This is a genomic window from Blautia sp. HCP28S3_G10 (assembly GCF_052065235.1).
GTDB lineage: Bacteria > Bacillota > Clostridia > Lachnospirales > Lachnospiraceae > Blautia_A.
In genome coordinates, this window is sequence record NZ_JBQHUL010000027.1 from 29,877 (window position 1) to 50,874 (window position 20,998).

Sequence of the window (20,998 nt, forward strand, 5' to 3'; positions counted from 1 at the left end):
AATACGTAAACATAAAATTCAGGGAGAGTCATTAACCCTCCCTGAAACATTTAAAGACATATTTTTATTGTTTTACACTGAGACGCACCAACGCCCTCTGAAGTTTTGCTTCGGCTATTTTATACTCATGGTCTGTGAGTCCGCCTTTGGCGATCATGGCTTCTGCTCTCTTCTTCGCTTCTTCTGCCCTTGGGACATCGATATCTTCTTTCCATTCCCAGGTAGTTGCGAGAAGACGGCAGGTTCCATTCATTACAGAAAGCATTCCGCCAATGCAGGCAGCAGTCCGTCTTGTTCCATCCTCCATCACTACACTTGCTTCACCCATACCAAGGGCTGTACAGAAATTACAGTGTCTTGCAAGAATGGCCAGATCACCACTGATACTTCTGCAGACTACGCGCTCAACATTACCTTCATAAAGCAGTCCGTCCGGTGTTCCGATTCGTAACGGAAAGGTACTCATAGGACACCTCCTTTACTGCTTCTTCGCTTTTTCAAAAACTTCATCAATAGTTCCTGCAAAAAGGAAATAGCTTTCAGGAATGTCATCGCATTCTCCGTCAAGGATCATCTTAAATCCTCTTAAGGTCTCTTTCAGAGGAACATATTTACCAGGCATACCTGTAAACTGCTCTGCAACAGAAAAGCTCTGCGACAGGTATCTCTGAACTTTACGGGCACGGTTAACTGTACGTTTATCTTCTTCTGACAGTTCATCCATACCCATGATAGCAATGATATCCTGCAGTTCTTTGTAACGCTGAAGAACTCTCTGTACTGATCTTGCGATTTCGTAATGTTCTTTTCCTACGATCTCAGGAGAAAGGATACGGCTTGTAGAATCCAGTGGATCAACTGCCGGATAAATACCCTGGCTGGAAATCTCACGGGAAAGTACTGTTGTTGCATCCAGATGTGAGAATGTAGTTGCAGGAGCAGGGTCTGTCAGGTCATCGGCAGGTACATATACGGCCTGTACGGATGTGATGGAACCCTTTCTTGTGGAAGTGATTCGCTCCTGTAAGTTACCCATTTCTGTTGCCAGTGTCGGCTGATAACCAACGGCTGACGGCATACGTCCAAGAAGTGCAGATACTTCTGAACCAGCCTGTGTGAAACGGAAAATATTATCAATGAAAAGAAGTACATCCTGGTTCTTTTCGTCACGGAAATATTCAGCCATGGTAAGACCGGAAAGTCCTACTCGCATACGTGCTCCCGGCGGCTCATTCATCTGGCCGTAAACCAGAGCTGTTTTATCGATAACTCCGCTTTCTTTCATTTCATTATAAAGGTCATTTCCCTCACGGGTACGTTCTCCAACACCTGTAAATACAGACAGACCACCATGGGCTGTTGCTACATTGTGGATAAGTTCCATGATAAGGACAGTTTTTCCTACACCAGCTCCACCGAAGAGACCAATCTTACCACCTTTTGCATAAGGGCAGATCAGGTCAACAACCTTAATACCTGTTTCCAGAATTTCTGTTGCAGGCATCTGTTCTTCATAAGAAGGAGCAGGACGATGGATAGACCAGCGTTCCTTTGCTTCAGGAGCCGGCTGATTATCTACCGGATCTCCAAGAAGGTTAAATACTCGTCCCAGGCAGGCATCACCTACAGGAACTGTGATGGGGCCTCCGGTATCAAGTGCCTTCGTTCCCCGGACAAGACCGTCAGTAGAGTTCATGGCAATACATCTTACGACATCATCACCAATCTGCTGAGCTACTTCGGCTGTCAGCTTTGCGCCATCATGTTCAATCTCTATGGCATTGAGAAGAGCAGGCAGTTCATCGTGCGCAAAGCGGATGTCCAGAACCGGACCGATGACCTGTACTACTTCGCCAATGTGTTTTTCACTCATGTTTTAAGTCTCCTATATATTCTAAAGCCCTTCCGCACCTGCGACAATCTCCGTGATTTCCTGCGTGATGCTGGCCTGTCGTGCCCTGTTGTAATACAGATTCAGTTTATCGATCATCTCTTCCGCATTACTTGTAGCTGCATCCATGGCCATACGTCTGGCTGCAAGTTCACTGGCAGTACTTTCACATATACCGCCATAAACAATTCCTGCCAGATATTCCGGAACAATGGCATTAAATACAACTTCTGCTCCCGGCTCATAGAGAATAAGATTTTTACTCTCCACTTTGCCGCCGCTTTCTTCTCTGATATCTGTCATCGGAAGCAACGAAAATACTTCCGGCTGCTGAGAAAGCATGGACGTAAATACTGTATAACATAATTCAATATGACCAAATGTTCCTTTTTTGAATTCTTCGCAAAGCAGATTTGCGATCTCAAAACAGTCAGCAACAGACACAGCTGCAACTTCGGCAAACTGTTCTGTCAGGCTTTCGATTCCTCTCTGTTTGAAATATTCTACTGCTTTTTTTCCTATTGGCAGCACCATATAGTCCTTGCCTTCTGCTGACGCTTCCAGACATTTGAAAAGATTTGCATTATATCCTCCTGCCAGACCTCTGTCACCGGCGATCACCACATAACAGGTTCTGGTGCTGGAAGCTTCTCTGGCATAAACTGAGGAAAAATCAATGTTCTCTCTTGCAATCTCTTTCAGAGTCTCATGCAGTTCGGTAAAATAGGGACGACAGGTTTCTGCCCGTTCTTTTGCCTTACGCAGTTTGGAGGATGCTACAAGCTCCATGGCTTTGGTAATCTGCATGGTACTCTGTACACTTTTGATGCGCAGCTTTACCGCTTTCATGTTTCCGGCCATATAACCATACCCTCCTAATCACATTATTTGTCAGGTCTTGAATTCAGGAAATTTTCTGTATAGGTTTCCAGTGCCTGGCGCAGTTTTTCTTCAGTTTCCTGCTCAAGTTTGCCGGTAGAACTGATCAGCTGCATTGCTTCCAGTCCGGCTGCATCTGTATCCAGGAATGTATATAATCCTGATTCATAAGCGCTTACATCTTCAACCTTAACTGTCTCAAGAATACCTTTTGTTACCGCATACAGGATCGCTACCTGTTTTTCTACAGGTACCGGTGCATTCTGATTCTGTTTCAGAACTTCTACGATTCGAGCACCCTGTTCCAGACGCGCCTTGGTGTCAGCATCCAGATCCGATCCGAACTGAGCGAAGCTCTGCAGCTCACGATACTGAGAGTAGATCAGTTTCAGGGTTCCGGCAACTTTCTTCATTGCTTTGATCTGCGCATCTCCACCAACTCGTGATACGGAAATACCAGGGTTTACAGCCGGCATGATTCCTGAATGGAAAAGCTCTGTCTCCAGGAAAATCTGTCCGTCTGTAATGGAAATTACGTTTGTCGGGATATAGGCAGATACATCTCCTGCCTGTGTCTCAATGATCGGCAGCGCTGTCAGTGAACCACCGCCATGTTCATCGTCAAGCTTCGCAGCACGTTCAAGCAGTCTGGAGTGAAGATAGAATACATCTCCAGGATATGCTTCACGTCCCGGTGGACGACGGATCAGAAGAGAAAGTGCACGATAGGCAACCGCATGTTTACTCAGATCATCATAAATGATCAGCACATCTTTTCCCTGATTCATGAAATACTCACCCATTGCACAGCCTGAATATGGTGCAATGTATTGCAGCGGGCTGGATTCAGAAGCTGTAGCTGCTACAACGATTGTATAATCCATAGCACCGTTTCTGGTAAGATTTTCTACCAGGGATGCTACAGTAGATCTTTTCTGTCCGATTGCAACATAGATACAGATGACATCTTTGCCTTTCTGGTTGATAATTGTATCTGTTGCGATCGTAGTCTTTCCGGTCTGACGGTCACCAATGATAAGTTCACGCTGACCACGTCCGATAGGAATCATTGAGTCAATTGCTTTAATACCGGTCTGAAGAGGCTGATATACAGATCTTCTCTCACAGATTCCCGGAGCCTTGCTCTCTACCGGGCGAAATTCTTTTGTATCAATCGGTCCTGCTCCGTCAATAGGCTGACCAAGAGCATTTACTACTCGTCCGATCATTGCTTCGCCTACCGGTACAGACACTACCTTGCCTGTACGTTTCACGGTCTGACCTTCACCAATATTTTCATCTGAGCCAAAAATTACAATGGAAACACTGTTCTCTTCGAGGTTCTGAGCCATACCGAAATTTCCGTCTTCAAATTCCAGCAGCTCACCGGCCATACAGTTTACAAGACCGCTTGCCCGGGCGATTCCATCACCAACCATAAGAATAGTTCCTGTTTCATTCTGCTGAATCGCATTTTCATAATATTTTATCTGGCTTCGGATGACTTTGGATATTTCTTCAGGTTTTAATTGCATGTGTCCATTCCATCCTTTAACATTTTATAGCATAACTATTTACTGCCTTTACAGTCACTTAATTACTACACCACTACTGTATCCAGTTTTTTTGATATATCTGAAATACGCCCCTGCACAGTTCCATCCAGCTGTTTTCCTTCCATCTCCACACGGAGACCGGCAAGAACTGTCGGATCTGTCTTCTGAGTCAGATGGATTTTCTTTCCGCTTACCTTCTCCAGTTTGCCCTTCAGAGCTTCCATCTGTTCTTCTTTCAGTTTTACTGCACTGGTCACTACAGCTTCCACAATACCATGATCTGAATTATATCTTCTGGTAAATTCATCACAACATCCTGAATATTCTCTGAGAATTTTCTTTTCACACAGGATCTTGATAAAATTCAGAAGGTATGGCTCAACCTGTTCCCCGAAAGCTTCATCTATAAGTTTCAGTCTTTCATCCTGCGGAATTGCCGGTTCTCCCAGTAATTTCAGATATCCTGGATTTTCACGGAAAATCTGTCTGATTTCATTCATCTGCTCCATGATCTGTCCATCGAGCTTTTCTTCGGCGGCAAGATCGTACAGACTGCCGCCATATACTTTGGCAGCTTGTGTCATGATGCCTCACCTACATTCTCAATAAAATCATTAATCAGTTTCGTATGATCTTCTTCATTGATTTCGCGTTCGATTACCTTACCGGCAATCTCAACAGCCATACCGCCGATTTCACCTTTGATCTCATTGACAGCTTTACGTTTCTCCTGAGCAATATCTTTCTCTGCCTTTTCTTTCATGGCAGTTACCTGGCTGGTAGCCTCTTTCAGCATTTCCTCGCTCTGAACAGCAGCTGTTTTCTGTGCTGCAGTAACGATCTCGTTTGCTTTGTTTCTGGCTTCCTGCATGTTCTTTTCGTACTCAGTTTTCATGGCCTGTGCTTCTTCTTTTGCCTTCACTGCGTCCTGGATCTCTGCGTCAGCTTTTGCTTTACGCTTGTCCAGCATTTCATTGATCGGCTTAAAAAGGAAGCGTTTAATGAGATACACCTGAATAAAAAGGTTGCAAATCGTCGCTATAAAATTCCACGGCACAATTCCTACTAATTCCTGTACCTGCATGTTTGTAACCTCCTGTCCTTCTACGCTACGGAAAGCATTCTGTATTTATGTTTCCGATTATCCCAGGAAGTTCATGAACATGCCAGGTGCTACGAAAATAAGGAGCAGACCGGTTACGAAACCGTAAATACCGGTTGTCTCTGCGATAGCACAGCCAAGGAGCATGGTAGATGTAACATCACCTTTGCATTCCGGCTGACGTCCGATTGCTTCCAGAGCCTTCGCAACTGCATTACCTTCACCAATACCAGGGCCGATACCTGCGATCAGCGCACATCCTGCTCCAATTGCACAACCTGCTAATGCGATACCTTTTGCTAATAACTGAAAATCCATAGTAAAACCCTCCTGTAAATTTAATTTGATTATCCCTTAACTGTCTGGACAGTTATTCTTCGTTACTGTGAATGTATTTGAACAGTAACAACTATTCTTCTGCTGCATTTGCAATATACATTACTGTCAGCATACAGAAAATAAATGCCTGCATAATTCCTGAGAACCAGTCGAAATATACAGATAAGATGGCCGGAACACCTACATCAAGAATTGGTATCTGTGACAGTACATCACCTACAAGTCCTGGGATCAGTCCCAGAAGTGCGGAACTCGCCACAGCCAGTGCTCCATAAATAAGGCCATTGATAACAACACCTGAAAGAATATTTCCGAAATGACGGCATGCCATGCTGACAGGCGTCGCCAGTTCAGACAGAACATTAAACGGTGTCATGACCGGGATCGGCTGTGTAAATCCTTTCAGATATCCGCCAAATCCTCCGGTTTTGATCTTCTGCGCAGTGATCATAATAAATACAACTACTGCCCAGGCTGCTTCTGTTGACAGATCCGCTGTCGGGCTTCTGAGTCCCACAAGACTGATCAGGTTTGATACAACGCTTGTTGCAAAAAGTGCTGCTACAAAAGGAATCATGTATCTGAACTTTTCACCCATATTGCCTATAACAAACTTGTTCGCTGTCTCTACCAGCATTTCCGCCAGTGCCTGCCGTTTGGAGATATTTTCTTCTTTCAGATCATGTGTAAGCCATATGCACGCTCCCGTTATCAGAAGCATGACCAGCCAGCTGATCACCATGGTCTCGCTGATCTTCAGCGGTCCCAAAAACGGCAGATCAATGGGCAAAGTAAACAGTATCTTCGCCCCGCTTATATCCAGTTCCATAAGTTAATTCACCTCCTGTCTGTTCTGGATTCATTCTGTTTTATTTACTGTTTATGAAAAATCCCCATAATCTTTATTCCCGTTCCAGGAAATAAAAGAGGGGCAATTCCTGCCACAAAGTGAAAACATGGTGCTATGATCGCTATGATCACCCAGAACACCTGCATCATAAATCTCTGGGAGTAGCTTGCCCTGATCTTCATTCTTGCTGTTCCCTCATCATCTGCAGATGCTGCCTTCTGAACTGCAAGCCCCATCATAAAAAAATTCAGGACTGCCACTGCACCACCTCCGATACCGCCAAGTATAACGGTATAATCAAAAGGTACTTTTGCCGGCATTGTTAAATGAAGGACTGCAAATAATATCCACATCAGGATCAATCCCACCACTGTGATAGCCACAACCCTTTTTGTCTCCTTTTTTACAGCCGGCTGAACATTCTCCAATATACTGCTCATATTTCCCATTCCTTTCATTTATTCTGTCCTGATCTTCGTTGTCTATGAATGTTTATTAAAAAACACTTTATCTTTTTTATCTGATTTCTTCTGCTGCCTGTTCACAGAAAGATAAAACTTATAAGCTACAGTCCCGGATCCTCCCATTCCGAAGAAAAATCCCGGGATGTAAATCCAGCCTCCCACACCTGTTTTCGCAGTAATGAACCAACAGAGTGCAAGGCATAACAGAAGCGGTGTTATAAATGACAGTCCAAGCTGAGACAGCATGGTAATGTTCTTCATAATCTCTGACCACTGTTTCAAAATCCGTTCTCCTTTTCACAAAATCAGGTTACCGCTTACTATGTAAACAGTGACCAAAATGTTTCTGTCTATTATTTTTCGCATAGTCAGATTTTACCACATTCATCATTTTTTCTCAATGGTTTTGTGCAATTCATTCAAATATTTTTATTTATCAAGAAATCTTTTTGTTAGAATTATAACATTTTTGTCTTTTGCATGTCAGGATTATAACATTAATGTTCATAACCGTCATGGCACAAAAAAGCAGCCCTGTCCCAAAATGGAACAGAGCTGCCTTTTTGTCCGTTATTGATAAATTCCGTATCCGTCATAGTCCAGCTGGTCATATGTAATTACATCAACATCACCTTCAGGGAATGAAAGAAGCATGCTTTCTTTTGTGTTCAGGTTAGCCCAGCCTACCTGTTTATTTCCAACAATAAAGCCGTATACATCTGTATCTATGTAAATATTTCCCGGCAGGTACAATACTACCTCACCATTCTCATCATATAATTCAAATTTATCCTCATCGCCTTCGTCATCATCATTATCATCATAAGGATTCGGAGTTGTCCGCATCATCAGGCCATATGAAGTAAGTTTATATGTCTGATCAGACTTAAATTGAACCGGTTCCATAGTCTTCTCAAACTTATCGTCCAGTACATAATACCAGCCTGATCTGGTCACGATCCAGTAGTGGTTATTTGCATAAAGAATGTCGTTTACACCACGGCCTTCTTCCACAGATGCGGCTTTTTCTCCATCCTTGTCATAAATGATATCTTCATAGAGAATATAATCATCATTCAGCCATGTACCGTTTCTCAGGATTTCCATCTTCGGATCCTGATTTTCTTCATCAGAATAACTTTCATCTTCAGAAACAGCCTGCGGATTTGCCTCCTGATATTCTTCTTCGGTCAGAAGTTCACCTGTTTCCATATCGATGTATCCTTCTTGTTCCGTTTCCGGCTGATCTTCATAACCACATTTGTACCAGTAATATTTCGTCTGCAGTTCTCCGCTGAAAGAAGCAAACCAGTTATCCTCTCTGTCACTTGTATTTCCGATGTCACTAACCTGAATACTTCCACTTTCCAGAAGTTTCTTCGTTGTTCCATCCGGTTTCACCAGTTCCAGAACCTGATAGTCGCCATGATCATAATCATTAAGGAATGTCTTATGAAGAATATTTCCGCTCGGCGTTACATTATAGTATCTGGATTTGTTACCGTTTTCGTCCTTTTCCTCATTTCGGAACAGTTCTTTACCTTCCCTGCTTATGATCAGGTTATGCACACAGTCATCGCTGTTCACATCCCCGATTCCCAGAGAAACCATACCATCTTTCGTGATTCCGGCAGTTGCGCTGTTCCTGGTCGAATCAATGGTACTCAGGAATGAACCGTATGTATTTCCGTCTTTATCCACAATACTGTAAAGATACTGGCCTCCAAGACTATATCTCAGATTATCCGCTTCCTCCCTGGCCTTCTCTGCTTCTTCATCATCTGCATCATCGCCCTCATCAACTTCCAGATTCAGAAGTGCGTTTACCTCTTTTTCATCTGTGATTCCCAGCTTGTTAAGTACTACTGTCTTATAATCAATTTCTTCCTGTTTGGTATTCTCTATTGCCTCATCCAGTGCCTGCTGGCGTCCTGCCAGTTTCTCTGCAAGCACACAAAGGTCATAAAGATTATCCGATGTTGCATCCACACATTTACTAAACAGCTCGACGGCATCACAATTATCGAAACCTTCATCCAACGCTGACTGTCTTTGCGCATAAACTTCATTTCTCAGATCATAGCTTCCAAGAGATTCCACTTCATACAGCAGATCATTGATCGTTCCAAGTGTCCGTACCAGTGCATAATTCTCACCTACAACTACCGGCATCATGGCATCCTTTCTTGTTGTATCATTTGCATGATCTGACCAGATTGCAATAGCAGCCAGAGCATTCAGTCCGACTTCTTCAATTCCGCTTCTTATTTCCTTTCCAAGTTCATTGTCCGCCAGTATTGTTCCGATTCCCTTATCCACAAGATAATAGGACAGTGGACTGTCTGTATAACGGGTTGCCACATCATCTGCCACTACATCTTTCAGATTTGGATCAAATTCGTTTATCGCCTGATATGCATTTTCCATAGTTCCCATCATGCTCAGCCAGGATTCTCTTGTCTCTTCATCTTTATCATAATTCTGTACAGTTTCCTCAACTGCTGCCGGCAGGAACTGCTTTTCATCATTATAAAATTCTTCGTAGATTTTTTTCAGTTCTTTCTTCTGATCAGATGTCAGTCCATCCGGCAAATCCATAGAACGAATATCAACATCTTCGCCATTTTCCGCTGCCTTTTCACAGAGCTCATAATATTCATTGATATATTTCTCGGAATTTGCATGCTGATATTCTGAATCAGAACTTTCCCCACCGTCCTCTGTATCTTCAGAATCATCATAGGTATCGTCAGAAACATCCTCACTGCTGCTGTCTTCGGAGTCTTCATATGTTTCTTCAGAATCTGATGCGTCTGAATCATTGTCTTCTGTTGTTTCCTGTGATTCAACACTCTGATCCGTTGTTGATTCTACGGTTGTGTCCTTTACATCGGCTTCTTTTTTACCACCGCAGGATTTCCCCAGCAGAATGATTGCCAGAACAAGCAGGGCCACACCACCGATCATGATCGGATTGATTTTCGTTCCTTCGGAATTATTTCCGGTTCCATGTACGGAACTATCAGCTTTCTTTCCGTTTCCTTCCGGATTTTTTGCAGTTTTCTGCTGTTTTGGTGCATCACCTGACATATCCAGCTTTGCACCGCAGTGAGGGCAGAACTTTGCACCTTTCTTTTGAATTTCCTTACCACATTTTGGGCATTTCATTGTTTTTCCTCCTTCATCTCCTGTACTCTTTTAATGTATAGACAATGTATGCCAGTAAAAAGTTTTATATTATTTCAATTATTTATAAATTTATATGATACAGATGTCCCAGACATTAAGAACGCTGTCATCAATTTCTTCAATATTATCAACTGATATATTTTCATAACTGTTCTAATGTAGAAATAATATCACAATTTTAACTGTGAGAGAAGTTGTTTCGTCAAAAAAAGAGCTGCCCGGCCTCATCTGCAGATTTTGCATGAGTATTCGGACAGCTCCGTGATCATTTCAGATCAGTTATTACATTTGAATCAGATTCCTGCCTGTTTCAGCAGTTCCGGTACTTTGGATTCCCAGCCAAGAGCCATGATATGTACACCCTGGCAGTATGGTTTACATTCTTTAATGATACGTGCGGCAATTTCCACACCTGTAATACCGGCTTTTGTTCTTTCTTTGTCAGCTTTCAGTTCTTCGATCATTTCGTCCGGAACATGAACACCTGCAACATTGTTGTTCATAAATCTTACCATACCTACTGATTTCGGAATGATAATACCAACCTGAACAGGTTTGCCGAACTGTTTAGCTTTTTCCATGAATTTGATGAATTTCTCCGGTTCAAATACAGCCTGTGTCTGGAAGAAATCAGCACCTGCTGCAACTTTTCTTTCCATCTTTGCAAGCTGTGCATCAACAGAATCACTGCATGGAGATACAACAGCGCCTTTTGCAAATTTAGGCGGTTCACCTACAAGGTCATTACCTCCAAGATCTTTGCCTGATTCCAGAAGTCCCACAGTATGAAGAAGAGAGACAGAATCCAGATCAAATACAGGTTTTGCCTGTGGGTGGTCACCCATCTTGGTATGGTCACCTGTCAGACAGAGCACATTGTCGATTCCCAGCATAGCTGCGCTGAGGAGATCGGACTCAAGAGCAATACGGTTTCTGTCACGACATGTCATCTGGAAGATAGGATTCAGTCCTGCATCTTTCAGGACTTTGCACATTGCAAGAGATCCAAGACGCATAACAGAAGACTGATTATCAGTAATATTGACTGCATGAACATCTTTCAGATAAGTTTTTGCTTCTTCTACCAGTTCATCAACATGAATCCCTTTCGGCGGTCCTACTTCTGCTGAAACTACAAATTCACCACGATCAAATAATCCTTTAATATTCATTATACATTGCTCCAATCATTATAAAATTTAAAGTAACCGTTCGGTATCTTCACAGTTACGAGTCAAAATGTATGTTTACTTAGATACTTCATCATCTGTTGCAAAGTTATGAATCTGTGTCGGGCATTTCAGAACATCCAGACGTCCCAGTGCTTCCAGTCGTCTGTAGATACGTTCCCATCCACATTCCATTTCAGGATCAACTTCACATTTACCGTTTTTGGTTCCACCACACGGTCCGTTTACAAGGCTCTTTGAACATGCTGTGATCGGACAGATTCCTCCTGTCAGGTTCAGATAGCATTCACCACACTGGTCACAGTCATACTCTAACGGTGTAACACCCTGGAATCCGGGAACCGGATATGTATCACAGGCCGCACAAACCTTTTTATTATCCAAATATTCGGCAACTGTCTGTACTCCTACACCACAGGAGAATACCAGCACAATATCTGCTTCTTCGATCTTACTCATATGTTTCTGGAGACGCAGCTGCATATTTTCCGGATTGCAGATATAATCAGTTGTAAAAATTCCTGTTACTTTTCCTTCAGCGGCAAGTTCTTTCTGAAGTTCAACAGCTTCTTTTTCCGGAAAATGCACTTCTTTACATCCGTGGCAGTTAATGATAAAAACCTTTTTGCCATCAACCAGTGATGTAATCGTTTCTTTTTCTTTTAACTGGGTAATCAACATATCACTTCATCCCCCTTACTGCATTTTTTCCGGCTTTGATCTTAGTAACGATCGGAATCTTGGAAGAACAGATATACTGACAGCATCTGCATTCAACACAGTCCATAACATTTCTGTCTTTCATTCCCTGCCAGTTCTCTTCATTTGCATATTTAACAAAATACAGCGGTGAAAGTTCCATCGGACATACATCCACACAACGTCCACATTTGATACATGGCTGCTCTTTTGTCTCATCAGGAGCAATGGCGATAATACCATTAGAGCCCTTCATCATCGGTACATTAAGGTCTGTAAGCGGGAATCCCATCATCGGTCCGCCCATTTTAACCTGAACATCATCATCAGTAAATCCACCGCAGTAATCAATCAGTTCTTTTACGCTGGTACCAATCTTGATGATAAAGTTTCCAGGATTTTTGATCTTTTCGCCTGTTACAGTTGCAACACGCTCGATCAGAGGCATACCTGTCTGGATTGCATCAGAAATTGCCTTAACAGTACTGATATTATCTACAATAACACCAACATCTGCCGGAAGACCGCCGCTTGGAACCTTTCTGCCCATTACACGCTTAATAAGAGTTTTCTCAGCGCCCTGTGGATATTTGGTTCTCGCAACAAATACTTCCATATTTCCGATATCGGCAACTTTTTCTTTCATTAATTCAATTGCATCCGGCTTATTGTCCTCGATAACAATGATACCCTTTTCAGCACCCGTTGTCTTGAGCACAGCTTTCAATCCGAAAATAATATCATCAGCATATTCCAGAAGAACTCTGTGGTCTGCTGTCAGCAGAGGCTCGCATTCACATCCGTTAAGAAGGATAGTATCAACAGGTTTGGCTGGTTTCAGTTTGACACAGGTCGGGAAACCGGCTCCGCCCATACCAACGATTCCTGCTTCTTTTACGATTTCTATGATCTCATCCGGTGTAAGGCTGTCCAGATCTCCATGAGGCTGTACGGATTCGTGCAGAGTATTGTTTCCATCCGATTCGATGACAACTGCCATCACTTCACTGCCTCTTGTTCCATGCATACGTGGTTCAACTGCTACGACTGTTCCGCTTACGCTGGAGTGTACCGGAGCACTGATAAATCCTGCTGCTTCGCCGATCTTCTGTCCGACTTTTACAGTATCGCCTACCTGAACGATCGGATTTGCCGGAGCGCCCAGATGCTGTGACATGGAAATCACAACCGTCTTCGGATCCGGGAATTTCTTCAGGGCAATATGTTCGCTGAATTCCTTGCGTTCTGACGGATGAACTCCACCATAGTAACCGTCCAGTCTGTTATCTCTGATAGATTTTACGTAATCGTTGATTACTTTGAAATTAACCTTGGAATAGTCACGTACCTGAACCGGCTGGTTAAGGAATTCTTCAAGACGTCCCTGTTTTGCCAGTCTCTGATAAATTTTTTCCCATGCACAGTCTTTGTTCGGATCTACCTCACATTTTCCATTCTTGGCGCCACCACACTGTCCATTGACAAGGCTCTTCGAGCAATCAACGATAGGACAGACTCCTCCGGTAATATTCAGATAACACTGTGCACATGCATCGCAGCTCTTCTTCGTAAGCGCCATGCCATGATGTCCCCGGTAATTAAGTGAATTGCTGGCTGCATAAACCGGCTTGCCTGCCAGATCTGCGACAGTCTGGATACCAAGGCCACAGGAAATCACGATAACATTTTCTGTTCCTTCCGGAAACAGATCCTGTAATTTTCTTTCTGTGTGCATCTTATTACATAAAAAATCTACCTTTGTACTGCCAGTGACTGTCTTACCCTGTTCTGCGGCAAATTTCAGAAATTCATCGCAGTCCGGCTCGTCAACGGTGTCAAATTCCTTGAAGCACTTGTTACAGGCAATGACGAACAGATTGTCTTTGCCTTCAAGCAATGATGTAAGTTCTTCATTGCTTTTCAACTGATACTTAGTATAGTTCTCCAATTGCTCACCTTCCTTACAAAATAGTTTAGAACCTTTGTAATCATCTGATTTTATTTTTCCTTTCCCCTCCACACTACTAAGAAAAAAAAATAACAATCCTCCGACCAGGTTCTTCAATTACTGTCTATTTAAATGTATCACAAGTCAATCATATTATCTAGTTTTATTGTGTAATTTTATCAAAAAACATATTTTTTTTACTTCATCTTACGAAAATTAAGAGTGTTTCTTCGTTATTTTTTCTCCAAACATGTTATTTCTTTGTCAGTATATAGTGTCCAACAGGCAAAAAGAAACCCTGCCGGACTTCTCCGACAGGGCAGATGTGTTTTATTTTTTTACTGTAACTCTTATTTTTACTGTTTTCTTTCCTGATTTGACAGTGATTGTTGCTTTTCCGGCTTTCTTTGCTTTGATCACGCCGTTTTTGGATACGGTTGCTACTTTCTTATTAGAAGATTTATAAACAACTTTATCTTTGGAAGTAATCGGTGCAATCACCGGTTTCAGTTTCAATTTCGCTTTTCGTTTTAGATTAACTTTCTTCGGAAGATTTGTTATCTTTAATGTGGTAACTTTCTTCTTCTGAACATTTACGACAACCTTTACGATTTTACCGGAAGCAAGTCTCATTGTAACAACAGCCTTACCGGTCTTTTTAGCTTTCAGTGCTCCGGACTGACTTACTGTCAGTACTTTATTATTTGATGAAGTACAGCCTATGATCTTATCATTACCAGCCAGACCTGACAGTTTTGCACCCTGTTTTACCTGGATTGGAAGTGTTACAGTAGATACTGATGCAGTTCCTGTTGATGCCGTACTGGTTGAAGCTGACGATGCTGACGGCCTGGAAGGTTTTGATGTTGATGGTTTTGTTGATGGTTTTGCCGGTGCTGATGGATTTGTCGGTGCTGATGGATTTGATGGTTTTGTCGGCTGCTCTGGCTCGCCTGTGCTTCCGTTCTCTCCAACTACCTTAATAGTACAGCCATAATATTCACTGTTTCTGTTTCTCATGATGATCACTGTATCTCTTCCCGGCTTGAGAGCTGTTATCATATAATCATCCCCTGCAGTATTTCCTGCTACAGAAATCACATCACTGCTCTTTGGTCTCAGGATTTTGCATCCGATAAATGTTTCTGTTCCGCCTCTCAGTGAAGCGAAGCTTTTTGTCTCGCCCACTTTCATTGTAAATACAGTGCCTACTGTTTTTGTAAAGAATATATTGGTTATTGCCCTGTTATTGGAAGAATCATATGCACTGATCTGTACTCCATGTCTGTCTCCAAACAGGCCGCCCTTAGTCAGGGAAAGTGTGACTCTTACCTTTGTGTCTGATATCGCTTTATATTCGTAATATGCGTTTCCGAATACATAACTGTTGTCTGCTTCAACATCTGTCAGCGAGAGTGCACTCCACCTGGAGATTTTGGAATCTTTGTTATCTGTTGCTTCTGCTTCCACCACTACCTGTTCATCATTCTGCTGGACAACCCGTACATCTTTGAAAACAGGAGCTACATTATCGTTTCCCTGCACTGTGAGTGTTATACTGCCACTCACCCTGTTGTTATACGCAGAGACAGCTCTGATTGTTACAGTTCCGGCTCTTAATGCAGTTACTGTACTTGACTGGTCTACTGTTGCAACAGTAGGATCCATGCTTTCCCATTTGACAGCAATGTTGCCGGTCGGACCTGAATAAGTTACCTTTAACTGATTTTTGTCGCCTATCTGAAGTGTCGTTGTACCTGACAGGGATATTGCTGTCGGTCCTTTGTTCACACTGGTATAAATTGCAAATTTCTGGGAAGTTGATCCATTTGCAGTATAAATCTGGATATTAGTACCTGGTGTTTTATATCCGCCTGCGGTGTCCAGGCGCAGAGCCATGGCACATTTAGGCGCAAGTTCATAATTTCCATCTGTTCCGAAAATATACCATTTCTGTGCCCCATTATCTGTTCCCAACTGCTGATAAACACCTACGTTGGTTCCCGCTGCTGTTCCTGCATTTGTGACATCCAGTGCCCTTCCGTCATAAAGAGAAGTTATTATATAAGAGCCATCCGACTGTCTCTGGAAATGCCAGTGGAATGATGCTTCTGCTTTTTCTGTGTCCAGTTCTACATTATTGTCTTTTGCACGGATCGGGATCCAGCCATCATTTCGCAGAATAATAGCATCAAAGGAATCTCCCTTATTCACATAGTCTGTACGCATGGAAGCACCCCAGTTCGGACGGATATAGCATGCCACGCCGTCTTTGGTTCTCTGATAATAATGAGCTGCTGGACCCTGTCCGGCATTTGTTTCTACTGTAGAAATCGTGCCATCAGCATTCACACCTTTGATGATTCCGATATGTCCATATGTTCCATTTGCATAATGTCCCCCGCCAATTGACGCTCCTGGTCCCCATACTACGACATCTCCGATCTGCGGAGAATTTTTATCCCATATACGTGTCCAGCCTGATGGAAGATTATTACTTCTATAATCACAGGCATTTCCTGACGCACGGCTTACTCCCAGATAATCGTAGTAAGCAAGGATCAGATCCACACACTGGCAGCCATAAGCTCCATCCATGTCTCTGCACCAGCCTTCATTTGCCCTTGCACATGCCCAGTTGGCTCCATCTTCTTTTGTTGCCGCTGAAACAGTCAGTGTACTTACGAAGCACATTGTTATGAGCATAAACAGTCCCACAATACCGTATCTGCATTTTTTTGATACGTTCACACTCTCTCTTTCATACATTTCCCTTTACTCCTTCATGAATTTTTTTCAGGTTTTATACCTCTTATGCAAAAGTATACATGGCTTTGAAACATTTGTCATCATATATGTTTAATAATGTAAATTTTCTTATTTATCTGCATTGAAGACGTACTTATCCAGTCTGTCAAACGCTTCCTGCACTCTGCTGAGCGGCAAAGCCAAATTCATACGGATTGCACACGGATGCAGAAACATTCTTCCGTCCTGCCAGATTAAATGTTTTGCTTGGAGCATAAACCGCTTATGCGGACTGCAAAATACTGCCACATGAATGCTGTTGGCTTTGATCTTCGCATCCATGTCTTCGAAATCCATTCTCCAGACTCCATTTTCATCTTTCTTTAACGGTCTTTAAACATTTACAAGACTACTTTCCAAACATAACCGTCCCCACCCCACGCTTTCATTCGGATACTCATCAAATCCGGGCAGCGGCTGGGCACCTCTTCTTAAATATGCTTTCACCTTTTCTCCCCAGAGAAACGGATCGTTTCTTCTTACAATTCCCCATTCCATCATAAGCGCAGCTGAGCCTGTGACAAAGGGCGTGGCAAAGGAAGTTCCTGTTACATTTACATATCCTCCCCCCGGAGCTGATGCTGTAATATCAACCCCCGGTGCAACCAGATCCGGTTTTGGATATGAAAGCCCACCGCCACCCCGTCCGGAAAAATCCGCATAGGCATTCAGTCTGGAATCATATGCACCTGCTGTGATCACCTTTGCTGCAGTAGACGGAATCGTTAACGTTTCACTGACTGTTGGCTGATAAAATCCTGTAGCGGAATTCAGCACTTTTCCTCCTGGAAGCCACAGATCATAATTTCCCTCCCTGATACGTCTGCCACGTAAATGTATCTTCCAGATTCCGCTGGTGAGATATGTTCCTGCCGGAATAAAATCAAAATAAATTTCCTGAGTTACCTGAAATGGTCCCGGCTTTCCATAATAAATCAGCAGATCTGTTTCCCCTGCATGATATCTTTGTGTTCCAATTTTTTCGGAAAGTGATGGCAGTACTTCTCCTGATGGCGTTTCCAGATAAATTTCAATTTCGTCCGCATATGCTTTCCATAATTGCACATTCAAAGTTGTTTCATAGGAACCAATGCTCATTTCTATCGTTTTTATTTGCCCCTGCCTCACCAGTCCTGAGGTATGTATTCTGTCATTTCCATTATTCCCACTTCCTGCACAAATAACAGAACGTCCCACATTCGCTGCATTGCTGATGTATGTTTCCAATAATGAGTCACCGCGATGTGATCCATAATTATTTCCAAAACTGATATTTATGGCAATCGGTTTTCCTATCTTCACCGCCTGCCGCACGAGATAATCAATTCCTTCCATCAGTTCTGTTGTACGTGGAAAGGAATTTTCCCTGACATTTCCCATCTTCACAACCAGCAGGTCACTTTCATAGGCTACGCCGCGATTCACTCCATCAGATGCCCTTCCATTTCCTGCTGCAATGCCAAGCACCGCTGTCCCGTGCCCGCTGAAATCCCTGGATGGTATTACCGGCGCTTCCTCGATATGAAATGCAGCAAGGCGCCTGCCCTCAGTTTCACCAAGTGCAAGCGCCTTATCTATTTCTTCTTTTGTATATTCTGTTCCTGTTGTATATCCTTCTGGTGGATTTCCAGCCAGACTCTGATCCCACAACCGTAAAATCCGACTGCTTCCGTCTTCATTTCTGAAATCCGGATGAAAAAAATCCACACCGGAATCCACAACTCCTACGAGGACACCTTTTCCTGTAAGTCCCGATGGTATTCCTGCCACGGATTCTCTCTGAATTTCCGAAATACAGCTTGCCTCTCTCGCCTGAAATGTTTCAAAATAAAGTCGTTTTGGCTTTTCGATAAATTCTATCTGCTCCCTGTCTGAATAAGCATCTATTTCAGTTTCCGGCATAGTCACCACCGCATAGCCGCCCAGTAAAGGGACTACCTGAATGCCGTTTCCCGCCAGTCCACCCTCCGGTCCGCTATATTTCACAATCACATCCCACAACTGCGTTTCGGAATTAAATCCTACATTCAGATTTTCTGATTTTGTCCTTTCCTGTGGCGTTGCCTCCATTGCAAGATTGAGAAGATTATCTATTTTCTGATCTGGCATAAGTCCCTCATTTTCACAGAAAAAGGTGTCTGCCCAGGTTTTCTCCAGGTATAGACACCTCATCGTTTATTTTATTATATGTTCTGCATCAGTTTTATGCAGTTACTTTTTTATCATCTTTTTCAAGCAGTTTCTTCACGCCCTGGATTGCTACGATCACACCAAGTATCAGCAGCAGTACTGCGAATACAAGCTGTAAAGTATTTCCAAGATCAAGGCCTGTTGTAACAAGTGCTTTTGAAAGTTTTGTGATTGTCATTCCAAGTGCAGTAAATGTAACTGCCATCATAAATACCATTGGGATCCAGAGCATGCAGCCCTGACGTTTTGTTTTCTTTAAGAATACTGCGCAGGCTACAAGTGCAAGTACAGATAACAGCTGGTTTGCTGATCCAAACAACGGCCAGATTTCTGCATATCCGACTTTTGTCAGCATGTATGCAAGTACAAGTGTGATAACAGTTGCAAAATATTTGTTTGTTACTACCTTCAGGAATGGGCTCATATTTTCTTCATCAGTATCTGAATCCATGAAAAATTCCTGGAATGACAGACGACCTACTCTGGCTACAGAGTCAAGGGAAGTCAGCGCAAATGCTGATACAGCAAGGTTGATCAGAGTAAATACAAGTGAATGTGGCAGTCCAAGTACTGAAAGGAAGTTTGCAATTGCGCCTGCAAAAATCTGCGGCTGTGTTGTAAGTCCCTGAGCTGCTGCCTCACCGTCTGCAAATGATGCAACTGCGATCAGTGCGATGATCGCAAGCATACTTTCCATAAGCATTGCTCCGAAGGAAACAGGAAGCATGTTCTTTTCATTTTTGATCTGTTTTGATGCTGTTCCTGAAGATACCAGTGAATGGAATCCGGAAACTGCACCACAGGCAATTGTTACAAATAAGATCGGGAACATATACTGTCCGTCAACATTGAAACTTGTAAATGCTTTCAGGTTACATGCCGGATTTGCAACAAATACACCGACAACTGCTCCGATGATCATGAATATAAGCAGATAACTGTTCAGATAATCACGTGGCTGAAGCAATGCCCATACAGGCGCAACACTTGCAATCAGGATATATACAAATATAATGATATGCCATGTTCCAAGGCTTACATACATTGGAAAGTTAAGTCCAAGTGCGATTGCAGCTACCAGTAATACGATTGCTACAGCTGTATTGATCCATTTATTAAATCTTGTATATTTAAGGAAGAAACCAAGGACAACAGCTTCTACTATAAATAACATGGAAGTTGTTGCAACTGCTCCGTTTGCTGCTACTTTTGAAACAACTCCTGCATCGTTTGTTGTAAATCCGTTAAAGGTTCCTGCTACAACATCTGCAAATGCAGCAACAACAAGGATACAAAACAGCCAGCAAAACAGAAGAAATAATTTCTTTCCTAATTTTCCGATATACGCTTCAATGATATATCCGATTGTACGTCCTTTGTTTTTTACGGAAGCATACATAGATGCAAAATCCTGTACAGCTCCAAAGAACACACCACCGATCAGAATCCAGAGTAAAACAGGAAGCCAGCCGAAAATTGCCGCCTGGATAGGTCCATTGATCGGACCGGCACCTGCTATTGATGCAAACTGATGTCCAAATACTACGTTTGTGTCTGCCGGTACATAGTCAACTCCGTCTTCCATTTCATATGCCGGAGTTTTTGCCTTTGGGTCAATTCCCCATTTGTTCTGGAGATAACGGCCATACAGAAGATATGCTCCACCAAGCACTACAATGGCTATTATCATCATTGTTATTCCACTCATAATCTCGCTCCTCTTTCTTTCGTGTATTAATGTATAAAAAACGCCTTTGCTATCCTTTCGGATAACAAAGGCGGCAGACTGTAGACAAAGCCCTGCTTTTGCAGGGTTTTGCTATTGTTGGAACCGCTTTTCTGATATAATAAATATCAGAAGGGCGGTGTTTTTTATGATGACGAAAAATGCAG

General features: G+C 42.8%; 18 protein-coding genes. All 18 read right to left on the bottom strand.

The genetic code is table 11. The annotated features are described in order from the left end of the window. Positions 1 to 64: 64 nt before the first annotated feature. Complete coding sequence (atpC, locus tag ACTNB8_RS11415) at positions 65 to 466, bottom strand: ATP synthase F1 subunit epsilon (protein WP_441054771.1); 402 nt, start codon at positions 464 to 466, stop codon at positions 65 to 67. A 12-nt stretch (positions 467 to 478) separates the two neighbouring features. After that, on the bottom strand, positions 479 to 1,873 hold the full coding sequence (gene atpD, locus ACTNB8_RS11420; protein WP_296156613.1) for a F0F1 ATP synthase subunit beta: 1,395 nt from the start codon (positions 1,871 to 1,873) through the stop codon (positions 479 to 481). A gap of 21 nt (positions 1,874 to 1,894) precedes the next feature. Next, a complete protein-coding gene (gene atpG / locus ACTNB8_RS11425; RefSeq protein WP_441054773.1) occupies positions 1,895 to 2,752 on the bottom strand; it encodes an ATP synthase F1 subunit gamma in 858 nt (285 codons plus the stop codon). Between the two features lie 23 nt (positions 2,753 to 2,775). After that, on the bottom strand, positions 2,776 to 4,305 hold the full coding sequence (gene atpA / locus ACTNB8_RS11430; RefSeq protein WP_296156616.1) for a F0F1 ATP synthase subunit alpha: 1,530 nt from the start codon (positions 4,303 to 4,305) through the stop codon (positions 2,776 to 2,778). A gap of 65 nt (positions 4,306 to 4,370) precedes the next feature. Continuing rightward, positions 4,371 to 4,910: an ATP synthase F1 subunit delta gene (gene atpH / locus ACTNB8_RS11435; RefSeq protein WP_441054775.1), complete on the bottom strand. Its 540-nt coding sequence runs from the start codon at positions 4,908 to 4,910 to the stop codon at positions 4,371 to 4,373. Next, positions 4,907 to 5,410, bottom strand: a complete 504-nt coding sequence (gene atpF / locus ACTNB8_RS11440; RefSeq protein WP_441054777.1) for a F0F1 ATP synthase subunit B — start codon at positions 5,408 to 5,410, stop codon at positions 4,907 to 4,909. The genes atpH and atpF overlap by 4 nt, the downstream gene beginning before the upstream one ends. Before the next feature lie 57 nt (positions 5,411 to 5,467). After that, positions 5,468 to 5,746 carry an ATP synthase F0 subunit C gene (gene atpE, locus ACTNB8_RS11445; protein ID WP_441054779.1) on the bottom strand — a complete coding sequence of 93 codons (279 nt, stop codon included), beginning with the start codon at positions 5,744 to 5,746 and terminating at the stop codon, positions 5,468 to 5,470. A gap of 91 nt (positions 5,747 to 5,837) precedes the next feature. Next, on the bottom strand, positions 5,838 to 6,596 hold the full coding sequence (locus ACTNB8_RS11450) for a F0F1 ATP synthase subunit A (protein ID WP_296156623.1): 759 nt from the start codon (positions 6,594 to 6,596) through the stop codon (positions 5,838 to 5,840). A gap of 44 nt (positions 6,597 to 6,640) precedes the next feature. Beyond that, on the bottom strand, positions 6,641 to 7,057 hold the full coding sequence (locus ACTNB8_RS11455; protein ID WP_441054781.1) for a hypothetical protein: 417 nt from the start codon (positions 7,055 to 7,057) through the stop codon (positions 6,641 to 6,643). Between the two features lie 42 nt (positions 7,058 to 7,099). After that, complete coding sequence (locus ACTNB8_RS11460) at positions 7,100 to 7,363, bottom strand: AtpZ/AtpI family protein (RefSeq protein WP_296156625.1); 264 nt, start codon at positions 7,361 to 7,363, stop codon at positions 7,100 to 7,102. 288 nt (positions 7,364 to 7,651) lie between these two features. Then, positions 7,652 to 10,249, bottom strand: a complete 2,598-nt coding sequence (locus tag ACTNB8_RS11465) for a zinc ribbon domain-containing protein (RefSeq protein ID WP_441054784.1) — start codon at positions 10,247 to 10,249, stop codon at positions 7,652 to 7,654. A 314-nt stretch (positions 10,250 to 10,563) separates the two neighbouring features. Then, entirely contained in the window at positions 10,564 to 11,442 is an 879-nt protein-coding gene (locus ACTNB8_RS11470; protein ID WP_296156627.1) for a methylenetetrahydrofolate reductase, read from the bottom strand. A 75-nt stretch (positions 11,443 to 11,517) separates the two neighbouring features. Further along, entirely contained in the window at positions 11,518 to 12,141 is a 624-nt protein-coding gene (locus tag ACTNB8_RS11475; protein WP_296156628.1) for a methylenetetrahydrofolate reductase C-terminal domain-containing protein, read from the bottom strand. Between the two features lies 1 nt (position 12,142). After that, a complete protein-coding gene (gene rsxC, locus ACTNB8_RS11480; RefSeq protein WP_296156629.1) occupies positions 12,143 to 14,107 on the bottom strand; it encodes an electron transport complex subunit RsxC in 1,965 nt (654 codons plus the stop codon). Positions 14,108 to 14,437: 330 nt separating this feature from the next. Then, positions 14,438 to 16,876, bottom strand: a complete 2,439-nt coding sequence (locus tag ACTNB8_RS11485; protein WP_441054787.1) for an RICIN domain-containing protein — start codon at positions 16,874 to 16,876, stop codon at positions 14,438 to 14,440. Positions 16,877 to 16,984: 108 nt separating this feature from the next. Continuing rightward, positions 16,985 to 17,212 (bottom strand): hypothetical protein, encoded by a 228-nt coding sequence (locus ACTNB8_RS11490; protein ID WP_441054793.1) that lies wholly within the window; start codon positions 17,210 to 17,212, stop codon positions 16,985 to 16,987. Between the two features lie 36 nt (positions 17,213 to 17,248). Beyond that, positions 17,249 to 19,024 carry a S8 family peptidase gene (locus ACTNB8_RS11495; protein WP_441054789.1) on the bottom strand — a complete coding sequence of 592 codons (1,776 nt, stop codon included), beginning with the start codon at positions 19,022 to 19,024 and terminating at the stop codon, positions 17,249 to 17,251. A 94-nt stretch (positions 19,025 to 19,118) separates the two neighbouring features. Continuing rightward, positions 19,119 to 20,813: a carbon starvation CstA family protein gene (locus ACTNB8_RS11500; RefSeq protein WP_441054791.1), complete on the bottom strand. Its 1,695-nt coding sequence runs from the start codon at positions 20,811 to 20,813 to the stop codon at positions 19,119 to 19,121. Between the last annotated feature and the right edge of the window lie 185 nt (positions 20,814 to 20,998).